Below are 12029 nucleotides of genomic sequence, written 5' to 3'. Positions count from 1 at the left end.
GCCGGACCCGCCCCCGCGCACCGCCCGCCGGGCGCCCGCCCGGGGCGGCCCGGGAGGCTCGCTGCCCTGCTCGACCTGGACGCGACCGGCCGCCTGGAGGGCGGCCCGGTGGTCTTCCTGCACACCCGCGGCCCGAGACGACGCGACCTTGCGGGTTCTGACGAGACCTCTGGTGGCAGCGGTCGGTCGGCTTGCGGCGACGGAAGGCGACGGGTCGTGGCGCGGTGGGCGGGCCGCGCGTCCGGCGTGCGGGTGTTTCGTCAGTGCGGTGGCGCGGGCGGGGGCGGGGGCTCGTCGGCGGCGTGTTGGAGGGTCCGCTCAAGGGTGTCGGCGAGTTTGGCCAGGGCCTGGAGTTCGTCGGTGTCGAGCGCTGCCATCAGCCGGGCTTCGCGGGTGTGTTGGTCGGCCAGGATCCGGTCCGTGAGGTCCAGGCCGCGCTCGGTGAGGCGGAGGTGGATGACGCGGCGGTCGTGTTCGTCGCGTTCGCGGACGATCAGCCCGCCGCGCTCCAGCTTGTCGGCGCGCACGGTCATTCCGGAGCAGGTGACCATGTCGATGGCGGCCAGTTGACCGGTGGTCAGCCGGTGGGCGGGGCCGGCCTGCCGCAGGACGGCGAGGATGTGGAAGGTGGGCGCGGTGAGTCCGTGTGCCTTGAGGTCGGCCGCCAGTTGCGCCGTCAACGTCGAGGCGACGTGATGGAGGACGCCGAGCGGCCGCAGGGGGCCAGTGGCGGTGGCGGGGGCTTCCGGTGTGCCGTGGGACGGGTCGCCGGTTGAGGCGGGCATCCCTTCGAGAGTGTTCCGAGACATGGTGGGCCGTCCCGAGGTTCGTGTCCTGGTGGGGCTTTGGGCGGGGGAGGAGTCCACAGCGTTCGTTGTTCTTCGCCGGGTCGGGGTGAACGGCCGCAGACGGCCCGGCTGCCGGGGCGGAGCGGTCGCGCAGCCGTCGGCCCGACGCCGGCGCGCGGCCGGCGTCGGGTCCGCAGGTACGGGTCAGCCGATCGGGGCCGGCTGCGGGGTCTGCAGCTGAGCTGCGGACCGGCGGTGGCCCTTGCGGTCGTAGAGATGCGTGACGACGAGGCCGAGGGCGAGGGTGAGGGCGAACCCGATGCCGACCATGGTCCAGGCGCGGCCGAGTCCGGCACCGGTCCGGGCGTCGAAGTAGAGGATGGCGCGGACACCGTCGACCACCTGGCGGAAGGGCTCGAACTCGGCGAGGAACCGGTAGAAGGAGGGCAGGGCCTGCAGCGGGACGGTGCCGCCGGCGGACGGAACGGCGAGGCCGATCAGGATCAGCATGGACACGATGGGGCCAGGCGTGCCGAACGCGGCGAGCAGGGCCAGCGCGGTGATGCCCATCGCGGCCGTGGCGCAGGTTCCGAAGAGCCACAGCATCGGCAGGTGGGAGGCGTCGATGCCGATGACGCCGACCGCCGCGGCCATGGCGAGTGCGGAGGTGAGCATCGACAGGGCGACCATGAGGACGGAGGCGACCGTGAAGTGGCCGACGCGGCTGAGGTGCTGGACGGGCCTGATGCTGCGGAACGGGCCCTTCTCGTTGGCGAGCCAGCCGAGGGCCGTGTCCAGCTGGGCGTGGATCACGTTGGCGCCGAGCATGCCGCCGAGGACGAGGACGAGGGTGTAGAAGAAGGCGCTCATCCCGAGGCCGCTGTGGTCGCCGAGCGGGTGGCCGGCCTGGACGGTGGTCCTGATCGGGTCGGTGATCATCAGCTTGGCGGCGGTGCCCGGCGCGCCCGCCTGCTGTGCGGGGTGCTGTGCGGCCTGCTGGGCCAGCTGCTGGGTGAGCCGGTCGCCGAGCTGGGTGGAGGCGGACTGGATGACCTGGCGGTTGATCTCGGAGGCCATGTTGGAACCGAAGCTTCCGGCGGCCGGGTTGGTGAGCACCGTCATGGTCGGCGGGTGCGCGCCCTGCTGGAGCGGGCCGGCCAGCGCGGCCACGGACGCGGAGAAGTCGTCCGGGATGACGAGTGCGCCGAACACCTTGCCGTTGCCCATGAGGTCGTCGGCGGTGTGGCGGTCGACCTGCTTCCAGTCGACCTTCCCCTGCAGGTCGGCGGCGCCGGTGATCTGGGCGGTGAGCTGGGTGCCCAGGTCGATCGGCCGGCCGGCCGCCTGCGTGCCCCGGTCCTCGTTGACGATGGCGATCGGCAGGTTCTTCATCGAGCCGACCGGGTCGTTGTTGGCGCCCAGGTAGAGCAGCGACAGGACGAACGACAACAGGCCGAGGATCACTGCGGAGGGTATCCACAGGCTCCGGCGGCGCAGCAGCCCGCGGGCGCTCGTCGTGAGGGCGTGGGTCGGCTCGGACATGGTGCTCCAGTCGCGGTGTCGCGCCCGCAGCGGCGCCGGGGTGCGAGGACGGTGGCTTCCGGCGGCGCTGCTGGTCGGCGCACCTTCTGGAAACTTTCACTTTCTAAGCAGATAGTTGCACTGTCGAACAGGCGCGTCCAGCTGGGGACCTGGGAGACTGGTCACACGCGGACGCCCGCGGAACCGTTCGAGTGAGTGAGCGCATGAGGATCTCTGACCTGAGCCGCCTGTCCGGGACACCGGTCGGGACGATCAAGTACTACCTGCGTGAGGGCCTGTTGCCGCCCGGCCGGCCCCTCGGGGCCACGCTGACCCTGTACGGCGACGAGCACGTCCAGCGCCTGCGGCTGATCCGCGCCCTGACCTCCCGGGGCGGCCTGTCGATCGCGGCCACCCGCGACATCGTCACCGCGATGGACCAGCCGCTCGAACCGCTCGACACGCTCAAGGTCGTGCACTACTCGCTGCCCACCCCCGTCGACGCCGCGGAGACGGACGCGGTGGACGAGCACCTGCCGCGGGTCGACCAGCTGCTCACGGCACTGGGCTGGGACGTCTCCGCGGACTCGCCGCACCGCCGCGCGCTCGCCGCGAGCCTGATGGACCTCAGCCGCCTCGGTCTGGAGTACAGCACCGAGGACCTGCTGCCCTACGCCGAACCGGCCGCCGCCGTCGCCAGGCTCGACCTCGACCGGCTCGAACACATCGACGACCGCCTCCGGCTCGCCGAATACGCCGCCATCGTCGTCCTGCTGCTCGAACCGGTCCTGGCGGTCCTGCGACGCCTCGCCCAGGAGAACGAGTCCCACCACCGTGCCGCGTTCACCGGCGCGACCGACGAGACCGCCCCCGAGTCCCGACCGCAGGACCGGCCGCGGGACCGCCCGCGGGACTGACCGGCGGTGAGCAGGCGGGCAGGCGGGCGGCCGGGGCGATGGCGAGGTAGAGGATGAAGTGGAAGTACTCGGCGTGGACGACGCCGGTCGAGCCGGTGGTGGAACGCAGGGAGCTGTGCTGGACGGCGGCGACGAGCATCATGGTGCCGCAGAATCCGGCCAGGCGGCGGCGGTCGTCGGAGTCGGTGGTGATGACGATGAGGGGGTGGATCGGCAGGTCCTCCGAGCCGTCCGGCCCAACTCCGACATGGGGCGTGGGTGACGGTGTCCTGACGCTCCGTCATGGAAGGATGTCGGCGTAGCGGCAGCGGGCCGTTCAGTGAGGAGACGCCGTGTCCGAGACCGAGCCCAACGCCAAGGGCCCCGCCAAGACGCAGATGTCGGCCGAGCAGATGGCCAACCTCGGGATGTCTGCGCCCCCCGGGGCAACGGAGCCCGAGCCGACGTTGGTTCCGGCGAGCCGGGTCGAGCCCGAGGACATCGCGACCCTGTCGATCGAGTACCGGGACGGCCGACCCGTGGTCGTCGTGAGCGGTGGGAAGTACGTTCCGGCCGAACTGCCCGTTGTGGACAGTTCCGGCGCGGCGCGCGCGGCCCGATTCGCCTGGTCGAACGGCGTGGCGCAGCTCCACACGCCCGATCCGGCGCCCGCCCCGGAGCAGTCGCCCCGACTGCAGCACGCCGGCCCCGACGTGCTGCTCGTCCTGTTCGACGACGTGCCCGACCAGATCTCCATCCGGGAGCCCGGGGAGGGAATCCACTTCGGGCTCGGCTGAACCCCTGAGCTCCCGACCGCCGTGGCGGATCCGTGGCGACCGCCGTTCCACCGGGGCCCGGTCGCGGCGCCGCGTGGATTCGCCGGGCGGGGATCGGCGGCGCCTTCCGAGGCCGCTCCCGGTACGTGGTCGGGCCCGCCACTGCCCGCACGCCCATGCGCCCGGCGATCCCGGCGCCGCCGACCTGATCGGTCAATTACGTTGGCAAGTAAGGAAGTTCCCTGTCATCCAGGTTTCGAGTGGCAGGTTTCTGGCGAACCATGTCCACCATGGGCTTACCTCCGATTGCCGATCACCCTGCCGTCGCCGTCTTCCGCGAACCCAGGGGCGGGCGGCCCTCTCCGGCGCTGGGCCTTGCGGTCGAGGCCGAGGCGCGGCGGACCGCCCGTGTGCTGGCCGAGGTGGCGACCCATGGCAGGCCCGCCGAGCGGGCCGCCGCGCTGCGGCAGGTCGCAGCGGCAGCAGGGGAGTTGGTGGGCGCGCTGTCGGCGCTGGCTCCGGCCGTGGCCGGTGAGGACGTGCCGGCGGAGTCGACCAGCCAGTCGTACTTCCGGGTCCGCGAGGTGGAGTTGTCGGACCAGCAGGCTGCCCTGCACGGCGCCCTGGTCGTCCACCGCGGCCTGGAGGACCTGCGCGAAGCGCCGCTGTCGGGTGCCGACCTGGCGCTGGAGACGGCCGGGATGCGGCAGGCCGTGCTCGACCTCACCGGCACGGCGCCCGGCGCAGGCCCCGAGCCCGTCCCGCCGGCGGCCGCGCCCGAATCCGGCCCGGGCCCGTCGCTGGAGAGCGTGTGGAGCGCCCGCTGGCTCATCGGGCACCAGGTCCATGTCCTGTTCAACGTCTGCGCCGCCGTCGCCGTGGCCGACGCCACTCGCCGCCTGCGCCACGGCGATGCCGATGCCGCACTGACCCGGTTGGCGGACGCGACGGTGTACGTGCGCGGCTTCCCGGCGGCGATGAATCACGCCAGTACGATCCCCGCCGACCACTACATGGCGGAGATCCGTCGGACCATGGCGCCCCCGTCCACGGACATCCCGCTCAGCGGGCGCCAGCACCGGGGCTACAAGCTGTTCCGCGCCGCGATGAAGGACCTGCTGACGGCACTGCCCGACTCCTACGATCAACTGGCCGCCCGATCGCCGGAGTTGGCCGACGCCCGCGGCGCCCTGCTGGAAGCCGACATCGTGGACGCCGAACGGCACGTCACCCTCGCCTACTCGATGGTCCACCTGCGCCGCTCCATCGCCCAACGGCCGGAGGGCCCCGACAACGCCGTCGCCGAACTGCGGCTCATGCGCCACCGCCGCGCCGCCCAGTACGCCCCACTGATCCGGTTCGGCGACCACTACATCGCCGACGCCGTGGCCGGCCTGCGCCACCCCTGAAACCCGCGCCCCGCCGCCCCTTCGGCAGGAGACCGATGACCGAGACGACGCCAGGCGCCGAACGGCGCACCGCCACCGCTGCTGACCGGCAACTCGATCCCGCCGACGCCCACGCCTGCGAGCAACTGGCCCGCACCCTGTGCACCGACGGACCCGACCAGGTCGACAACCCCGCATGGGTGGACCGGGCCAGAGACGCCTGGGACGAACTCCCGCTGCCGCTGCGCCGTGCACTGCGACGGTTCCGCAGGCACTCCGGCCCGCACGGCACCCTGGTGATCGGCGGCCTGCCCGTCGGCCGGGCGACGCTGCCCCCGACACCTGCCGTACCCGGCTCGGTGCAGCGCCGGGCGACCGTCCCGGCCGCGCTGCTCGCCATGGTGGCCTGCGGTCTCGGCGAGCCGCTCGCCTACCGGGCCGAGAAGTCCGGGGCCCTCGTGCAGGACGTCGTCCCGGTGCCCGGACAGGAGTCCTTCCACGGCAACGCCGGATCGGCGCCGCTGTCCTTCCACAGCGAGAACGGCTTCCACCCCCACCCGCCCGACTACGTGGTCTTCCTGTGCCTGCGCGCCGACCACGACGGGACGGCCGGCATGCGCGTCGCCGGCATCCGCCGAGCGCTGCCGCTGCTCACCCCGGCCGGCCGCGAGGCCCTGTTCGCACCGGAGTTCATCACCGCACCGCCGCCCTCGTTCGCCCCCGACGCGAGCGGGGACGCACCCGAGCCCGTGTCGGTGCTGTTCGGTGCGGCCGACGACCCGGACATCCGCATGGCCCAACTCGTCACCACGCCGCTCACCCCTCGGGCCGCCGCCGCACTCGCCGAGTTCGGCCGCGCCTGCGAGGCGACCGCCCGCACCCTGCGCCTGACCCCCGGTGACCTGGTCGTCCTCGACAACCGCGTCACCGTCCACGGCCGCACCGCCTTCCGGCCCCGCTACGACGGGGCGGACCGCTGGCTCCAGCGCACCTACGTCACCACCGACCTGCGCCGCTCCCGCGACCACCGCCCCGACGACGGCCACGTCCTCGCCCGCTGACCGGCTGCCGACACGCGGCAGCCGGTCCCGCGCCGTCAGCAGTCCTCGCGGCCCTCCGGTCGGTGAGCTGTTGTTCTCGCCGACCGGGGTACTCGCAGCACCTCGGCCGTCAACGACCTGTGCTGCGTTCGGGCAGCGGCCGGCTGTCCTCCACGAACACCTTCAGCGACCCTTGATGCTCCTCCGCGCGGGCCGTGGCCCGTCCGCCCATGTTCCGCACCTGCAGCATCGTGCGATCGAAGTAGTCCCGGGGGGTGGAGTTCAGGTCGGCCAGCGGTAGATCCCCGTAGGAGGCCGTGAGTGCGTCGCCTTCGGCGCGCAGCGTGACGTCGAACGACTTTTCCCGTGTCACGCTCGCCAGCGCCGCACGGCTGCCGGGCAGCCAAGGTGTCCAGTGGCCGATGAACGGGAGGATCAGGTCGGGGCGGATCCCTCGGGCGTAGCCGACCGTCAACTCCTGGAGCCTGTCCCAGCGCGGCATCAGCAGGCGCAGCCCGTCAGTCCAGTACGCGACCTGCCGCTCGTCGGTGATGAGGAGCGCGCCGTCGTCCTCTTCGTCCGGGCCGGACTCCGGTTCGAACTCGTCGTGCTCGACCTCGTCCAGCTCGATGAAGGCGTGGCAACCGACAGGGAGCGGGGACAGAATCGCCAGGCTGCGCAGGGCTCCTCCGAGGGAGACGAGGTGCCTGTCGTACATGTACGCCATGTGTCGCTCGTGATCGGTGCCGCCGTAGGCGGGCGGCGCTGCGATGCTGATGGCATCCGGGTTGTAGGTGTTGTCCGGGCGGGGAACGAGTTGGACGACCACGGGAAGGACGTTGCTGTCGTCCTTCCGCCCGCGACCGGTCCCTGCCGGGCCACTGTTCCGACGCTGGGACAGTTGGTCCTGGGCGAAGGAACGGAACGTCTCGCGCGGTTTGCTCTCCCGCCACAGCCCCACGCCGATGGCGAACGCGGGGTCTGCTGCCGGGATCATCGTGATCCGAGCTTCGGGATCGGATTTGATGGAGCCTGCTGTGGCATCCGCTCGTTGTCGTTCACTCATCGCCTGGTGTTCCTGAAGATCGCTCTGTCATTCGATGGGCCGTCATGAGGAAGTCGCCCCAGGGCATGCAGGGATCTCGCCCAGGGACCTGGACCAGACCCTGACGGCCAGTGCTTCTCGGGCGAAGCGTGTCGCCTGCGGACGAAGCACTTCCCGATCCTGCTGATGGTATCGGCTGAAAGTGTGACGTTGCGTACGGGAATCCTGTGGGGCGGGACCGGGCACAGGGGCCGGTAGGTCGGCTGAATCACCTCCACCGGTTGGAGCTGGGCTTCGTGAGCCTGTCGGCTGACGGCGAGGGTGCGGTCACCGAAGTCGGCGACCATGCGGAGCCGGCCACCGAGGCCGGTGTCGAGCTTCTCCCGGCGTGCGGACACGCGAGGGCGGGGAACACGGGGTTGCCGGTGGCGTCCGCGACGATGGCCGGCCATCGGGTGACCAGGTTCGGATCGAGGCCGAGGCAGGTCGCTTCGGTGCTGATCGCGCGGACAGGATCGAAGAGGCCGGCAATCCTTACGGCGGACCCGTTCACCCCTGACGTTGAGGACCGGTTGACGCCCTGACCATCTCCTGGCACCGGGAGCGCACCCGCTTCCTGCCGAGCTGATCCTGACGCCCGCTCATATCCCCGGGCCGTGGCGATCCGTCGCGGCGCGGCTCAGGATCCAGACGCTGTAGGTGTCGTTGGCGGGGTGCAGTTGGTAGGTGCCTGCCCGGAGGTCGACGCGGAGGCCGGCGGCTGTCAGGTCTGCCTCGAAGTCTGCCGGGGTGTAGGTGCGGGCGTGCGGGGGTGCGTCCTGGAGGTGGAAGCCGATCAGGAGTCGGCCGGTCTCGGTGAGGACGGTGCGCATTGCGCGCAGGGCTTCGCGTTCGGTGTTCTCGGCCAGGTAGAGCATGACGTTGCCGACGCAGACGACCAGGTCGAAGGGGCCGTCGTCGGGGCCGAGGTCGAGGATGTCGCGCTCCTCGATGGGGAGCCCGGGGTAGGTTTCCCGGGCCTGCCGGACCAGTGCCTCGTCGGGCTCGATCGCGACCACGTCGTGTCCTCGCCGCAGGAGTGCCGCGGTGACCCGGCCCATGCCGGCGCCGGCGTCGAGTACCCGGGCGCCGCGTGGCAGGAGCGTGTCGGCGAGTCGGGCCTCGCCGTCGATGTCCTCACCGGAGGAGACGAGTTCGGCGAACCGCTTGCCGAAGTTCCCGCTGTTTCCCGCCTCCTGCCAGCGGGTTCGCCGCGTCGTCGAAGGTATGGGATCCCCGGGTGCCGGCGTGGTGCTGTCCATGGTCCGCATCCTAAGGCGATGACGACGCCGGAACCGGCGCCGCGGGGTCGGGCTGCCGGTCGGGCGGCGCCCTCGGCAGTCCGGTCAGGGCGCCGATGCCGAGGCGGTCGAGGGGCGGGGCTCTCCGGTTGCGGGTGCGCTGTTCTGACGATTCCCTTCCTCCGGGCGACCGTTGGCGGCCGGTCGGTCGATCGCCGGTCCGTGACGGGGGCCGGTCCAGGTGCAGAGGGTGGCGGCGAGGTTCATGCCGCCGCCGAAGGCGGCGAGGAGGAGGTGGTGGCCGGGGGCGAGGAGGTCGGCGCGGAAGGTGGCGTCGAGGGTGAGGGGGATGGAGGCGGCGCCGGTGTTGCCGTAGTGGGTGACGGTGCGGCGGAGAGTGTCGGGGCGCAGGCCGAGTCGGGGGGCGAGTTCGTCGAGCATGACGCCGTTGGCCTGGTGGGGGATGAAGTGGTCGAGGTCGGGGGCGGGGAGGCGGTGGGCGGCGAGGGTGTCGTGGACGAGGGCGGGCAGTTCCTCGGCGACGAAGGCGCGGACGGCGCGGCCGTCCATCCGGAAGTGGTGGGAGCCGTCGGCGACGGTGCGGGCCGAGGCGGGGAGGCGGCTGCCGCCGGCCTGCACGCCGATCAGGCGGTGCTCGGCGCCGACGCCGCGCAGGATCGCCGGGTGCAGGCCGGGCCCGTCCGGGGTGGGGCCGAGCAGGACGGCGCCGGCGCCGTCGCCGAACAGGACGGCGGTGCGGCGGTCGGTGGGGTCGAGGATCCGTGAGTACACGTCGACGCCGATGACGAGCGCGTACGGGGTGGGGCCGAGTCCGGGGAGCAGGGTGCGGGCGACCTCCAGGGCGTAGACGAATCCGCTGCACACCGCGTTCAGGTCGAACGCGGCGGCGCGGTCCGCGCCGATCAGGTGCTGGACCAGGTTGGCGGTGGCGGGCTGTGGATGGTCGGGGGTGGAGGTGGCGACCAGCACGAGGCCGACCGCGCCGGGGTCGATCCCGGCCGTGGCCAGTGCGGCGGTCGCGGCGTGCGCCGCGAGGTCGGAGGCGGCCTGGTCGGGGCGGGCGTGCCGGCGCTCCCGGATGCCGGTCTTGCGGACGATCCACTCGTCGGTGACCCCGGCGGCGGCGGCGACCGGCCCGTTCGGCACCACCACCGGCGGCAGGTACGAGCCGGTGCCGAGGATCCCGTACCCGCCGGCGGGGGCCTGCGGGGGTGCGGTCAGGCGTGGCACTGCGGGAGACCTCCGTGGTAGGCGGCCATCTCGCGGAACGAGGCTGCCACGTCGAGCCGTTCGCCCGGGGCGAGGCCGTCGAGCTCGGCGTACGCCCGGTGCAGGTTGCCGACCAGCCGCTCGGCGTCGACCAGGGTCGCGTAGGGGCCGAGGTCGGCGGCGCGGGCGGTCTCCAGGGCGGACCGGCCGGCTCTGCGCCCGGCCTCGGCGAGGTCCCGGAGCCAGCGCAGGTACGCGGCGGTGGCGTGCAGCACCTCGGGCCCGCCGACCGGTCCGTGGCCGGGGACGACGATCTGCGGCTCCAGCGCGAGCAGCCGGTCCAGGGCGCGCAGCGAGCCCTCGATCGAGCCCATCAGCACGTACGGGGTGACGCCGGACCAGGCGACGTCGCCGGTGAACAGCACGCCGCGTTCGGGGACCCAGGCCACCACGTCGTCGGGGGTGTGGGCGGGGCCGACCTGCAGCAGTTCGACGGTCAGTCGGCCGGTCCGCAGCACCAGCCGGTCGCGGAAGGTCAGGTCGGGCAGCCGCAGGCCGGTGTCGCCCCAGTCGACGTCCGGCCAGATGCCGCGCAGGCCGAGTCCGGCCTCGGCGATGTCCGCGCGGGTGCCCTCGTGGGCTATCACGGTGGCCCGTGACGGGAACACCGCGTTGCCGAACACGTGGTCGCCGTGGAAGTGGGTGTTCACCACCAGGTCGGGGCCGTCGGGGGCGATCCGTTCGACCTCGGCGCGCAGCTGCCGCGCGCGGGCCTCGGTGGCGGCGGTGTCGATCAGCACCGAGCGGCCGTCGTCGACGATCAGCCCGGCGTTGTTCAGGCACCAGCCGCCCGGCAGCTGCTCGAAGGCGTACACGCCGGCGGCGATCTCCCGCAGGGTCGGGGGTCCGGGCGGCACGGTCATGGTTCCTCCGTAAGGGGTCGGTCGGCCCCGGACTGCCGGGGGCGGTGGGCGGGCCCGGGGTCGTCCCCGTCGGCCGGGGCGGCCAGGCCGGTGAACGAGCCGCGGTGGAAGACCAGCGGCGGCGTGCCCCGGTCGCCGAGGTGGATCGTCACCACCCGGCCGATCAGCAGGACGTGGTCGCCGGCCTCGACCTCGGCGTGCAGTTCGCACTCGAGGCCGGCCAGCGCCGAGGGCAGCACCGCGTTCCCGGTGACGCCCTCGACGGCGGCGGTGCGCCGGACCGCGGCCTCGCCCTCGGGCCGGTCCGGCCGGGCGAAGGCCAGCGCGAGCTCGCGCTGCCGGTCGGTGAGCAGGTTCACCGCGAACGTCCCGGCCTTGGACACCAGCGGCCGCATCCGTCCTTCGCGGTTGACCGACACCAGCACCAGCAGCGGGTCCAGCGACACCGACACCAGGCTGTTCAGCGTCATCGCGGTGGTCTCGTCGCCGTATCCGCAGGTCAGCAGGGTCACTCCGGTCGGGAAGCGACCCATGGCCTGGCGCAGCCCGGCGGCGTCCGGCTCACCCGGGTGGGGCGCCCGGCCGGCCCGCTGCGGGGAGCCGGTCCGCATCAGAGCACCTGGGCGAAGCGCGCCAGGGTCTCGCCCGGGCTGGGCCCGTCGAGGGCGGAGAAGATCCGCTCGGCGTCGGGGCCGTGCTTGTGCAGGCGGACGTGCGCGAGGGAGATCAGGGTGCCGTCGTCGGTCGGGGTGAACTCCACCTCGATCTCGCTGGCCCGCTCGTCGTCGGGGATCGACCGGAAGCGGCCGTCCACCCGCCAGGTCATCGCCAGCCGGTGCGGCGGCTCCCAGACCAGGACCACGCCCCAGTCGATCTCGTTGCCGTCGACGTCCCACTCGTAGTAGCGGCCGCCGACGCCCGGCTCGAACGCCAGGCCGGCCCGCTCCTTCTCCAGCAGGACGTGCGACGGCGGCCACCACTCGGCGAGGCGTTCGGTGAACGCCCGGAAGCACTCCTCGGGGGTGGCGTTCACCGTCACCGACTTCCGGACGTCCGGGATCTGCTGCTGTTCGGGCACGGGCCCTCCTTCGCGGGTCGGGGCCCCTGGACAGCGGGGCCGTCGGCCACCCTGGCGCGGGCCG

Annotated in this window: 12 protein-coding genes; 4 read left to right on the top strand and 8 right to left on the bottom strand. The window is 72.9% G+C overall.

Going from position 1 to position 12029, the window contains the following annotated elements:
* Positions 1-260: 260 nt before the first annotated feature.
* A complete protein-coding gene (locus ACI1MP_RS09375; RefSeq protein WP_380344216.1) occupies positions 261-785 on the bottom strand; it encodes a MarR family winged helix-turn-helix transcriptional regulator in 525 nt (174 codons plus the stop codon).
* A gap of 207 nt (positions 786-992) precedes the next feature.
* Positions 993-2330, bottom strand: coding sequence for a YhgE/Pip domain-containing protein (locus ACI1MP_RS09370; protein ID WP_404868317.1), 1338 nt, complete (start codon positions 2328-2330; stop codon positions 993-995).
* Between the two features lie 203 nt (positions 2331-2533).
* Between ACI1MP_RS09370 and ACI1MP_RS09365 the strand changes: the two genes are divergently transcribed.
* From ACI1MP_RS09365 to ACI1MP_RS09350, 4 genes are all read left to right on the top strand, one after another.
* Positions 2534-3226 (top strand): MerR family transcriptional regulator, encoded by a 693-nt coding sequence (locus ACI1MP_RS09365; RefSeq protein WP_404868316.1) that lies wholly within the window; start codon positions 2534-2536, stop codon positions 3224-3226.
* Between the two features lie 332 nt (positions 3227-3558).
* Entirely contained in the window at positions 3559-4002 is a 444-nt protein-coding gene (locus ACI1MP_RS09360; protein WP_404868315.1) for a hypothetical protein, read from the top strand.
* A 269-nt stretch (positions 4003-4271) separates the two neighbouring features.
* Entirely contained in the window at positions 4272-5390 is a 1119-nt protein-coding gene (locus ACI1MP_RS09355; protein ID WP_404868314.1) for a hypothetical protein, read from the top strand.
* Between the two features lie 35 nt (positions 5391-5425).
* Positions 5426-6430, top strand: a complete 1005-nt coding sequence (locus ACI1MP_RS09350) for a TauD/TfdA family dioxygenase (protein WP_404868313.1) — start codon at positions 5426-5428, stop codon at positions 6428-6430.
* 109 nt (positions 6431-6539) lie between these two features.
* Here the strand turns inward: ACI1MP_RS09350 and ACI1MP_RS09345 are convergent, their stop codons facing one another.
* The 6 genes from ACI1MP_RS09345 to ACI1MP_RS09320 form a co-directional block, all read right to left on the bottom strand.
* The gene (locus tag ACI1MP_RS09345; protein WP_404868312.1) at positions 6540-7475 is read right to left on the bottom strand and encodes a hypothetical protein; all 936 of its coding nucleotides are present in this window, start codon (positions 7473-7475) and stop codon (positions 6540-6542) included.
* A 620-nt stretch (positions 7476-8095) separates the two neighbouring features.
* Positions 8096-8755 carry a class I SAM-dependent methyltransferase gene (locus tag ACI1MP_RS09340; RefSeq protein WP_380344236.1) on the bottom strand — a complete coding sequence of 220 codons (660 nt, stop codon included), beginning with the start codon at positions 8753-8755 and terminating at the stop codon, positions 8096-8098.
* An 84-nt stretch (positions 8756-8839) separates the two neighbouring features.
* Complete coding sequence (locus tag ACI1MP_RS09335; protein WP_404868311.1) at positions 8840-9985, bottom strand: 3-oxoacyl-ACP synthase III family protein; 1146 nt, start codon at positions 9983-9985, stop codon at positions 8840-8842.
* A complete protein-coding gene (locus ACI1MP_RS09330) occupies positions 9973-10887 on the bottom strand; it encodes an MBL fold metallo-hydrolase (protein WP_380344242.1) in 915 nt (304 codons plus the stop codon). The genes ACI1MP_RS09335 and ACI1MP_RS09330 overlap by 13 nt, the downstream gene beginning before the upstream one ends.
* Positions 10884-11498 (bottom strand): flavin reductase family protein, encoded by a 615-nt coding sequence (locus tag ACI1MP_RS09325; protein WP_380344245.1) that lies wholly within the window; start codon positions 11496-11498, stop codon positions 10884-10886. The genes ACI1MP_RS09330 and ACI1MP_RS09325 overlap by 4 nt, the downstream gene beginning before the upstream one ends.
* On the bottom strand, positions 11498-11965 hold the full coding sequence (locus ACI1MP_RS09320) for an SRPBCC domain-containing protein (RefSeq protein WP_404868310.1): 468 nt from the start codon (positions 11963-11965) through the stop codon (positions 11498-11500). Before ACI1MP_RS09320 ends, ACI1MP_RS09325 begins: the two co-directional genes overlap by 1 nt.
* Positions 11966-12029: the final 64 nt, after the last annotated feature.

The organism is Kitasatospora griseola (assembly GCF_044999035.1).
In the GTDB taxonomy this organism is placed as follows: Bacteria; Actinomycetota; Actinomycetes; order Streptomycetales; family Streptomycetaceae; genus Kitasatospora; species Kitasatospora griseola.
The sequence above is the reverse complement of the archived record's forward strand: the minus strand, read 5'-3'. Positions and strand labels throughout refer to the sequence as shown.

What these genes read in the sequence shown, in the direction of transcription:
- ACI1MP_RS09375 (WP_380344216.1), bottom strand. Translation starts at nt 785, where the DNA reads ATGCCCGCCTCAACCGGCGACCCGTCCCACGGCACACCGGAAGCCCCC.
- ACI1MP_RS09370 (WP_404868317.1), bottom strand. Translation starts at nt 2,330, where the DNA reads ATGTCCGAGCCGACCCACGCCCTCACGACGAGCGCCCGCGGGCTGCTG.
- ACI1MP_RS09365 (WP_404868316.1), top strand. Translation starts at nt 2,534, where the DNA reads ATGAGGATCTCTGACCTGAGCCGCCTGTCCGGGACACCGGTCGGGACG.
- ACI1MP_RS09355 (WP_404868314.1), top strand. Translation starts at nt 4,272, where the DNA reads ATGGGCTTACCTCCGATTGCCGATCACCCTGCCGTCGCCGTCTTCCGC.
- ACI1MP_RS09350 (WP_404868313.1), top strand. Translation starts at nt 5,426, where the DNA reads ATGACCGAGACGACGCCAGGCGCCGAACGGCGCACCGCCACCGCTGCT.
- ACI1MP_RS09345 (WP_404868312.1), bottom strand. Translation starts at nt 7,475, where the DNA reads ATGAGTGAACGACAACGAGCGGATGCCACAGCAGGCTCCATCAAATCC.
- ACI1MP_RS09340 (WP_380344236.1), bottom strand. Translation starts at nt 8,755, where the DNA reads ATGGACAGCACCACGCCGGCACCCGGGGATCCCATACCTTCGACGACG.
- ACI1MP_RS09330 (WP_380344242.1), bottom strand. Translation starts at nt 10,887, where the DNA reads ATGACCGTGCCGCCCGGACCCCCGACCCTGCGGGAGATCGCCGCCGGC.
- ACI1MP_RS09325 (WP_380344245.1), bottom strand. Translation starts at nt 11,498, where the DNA reads ATGCGGACCGGCTCCCCGCAGCGGGCCGGCCGGGCGCCCCACCCGGGT.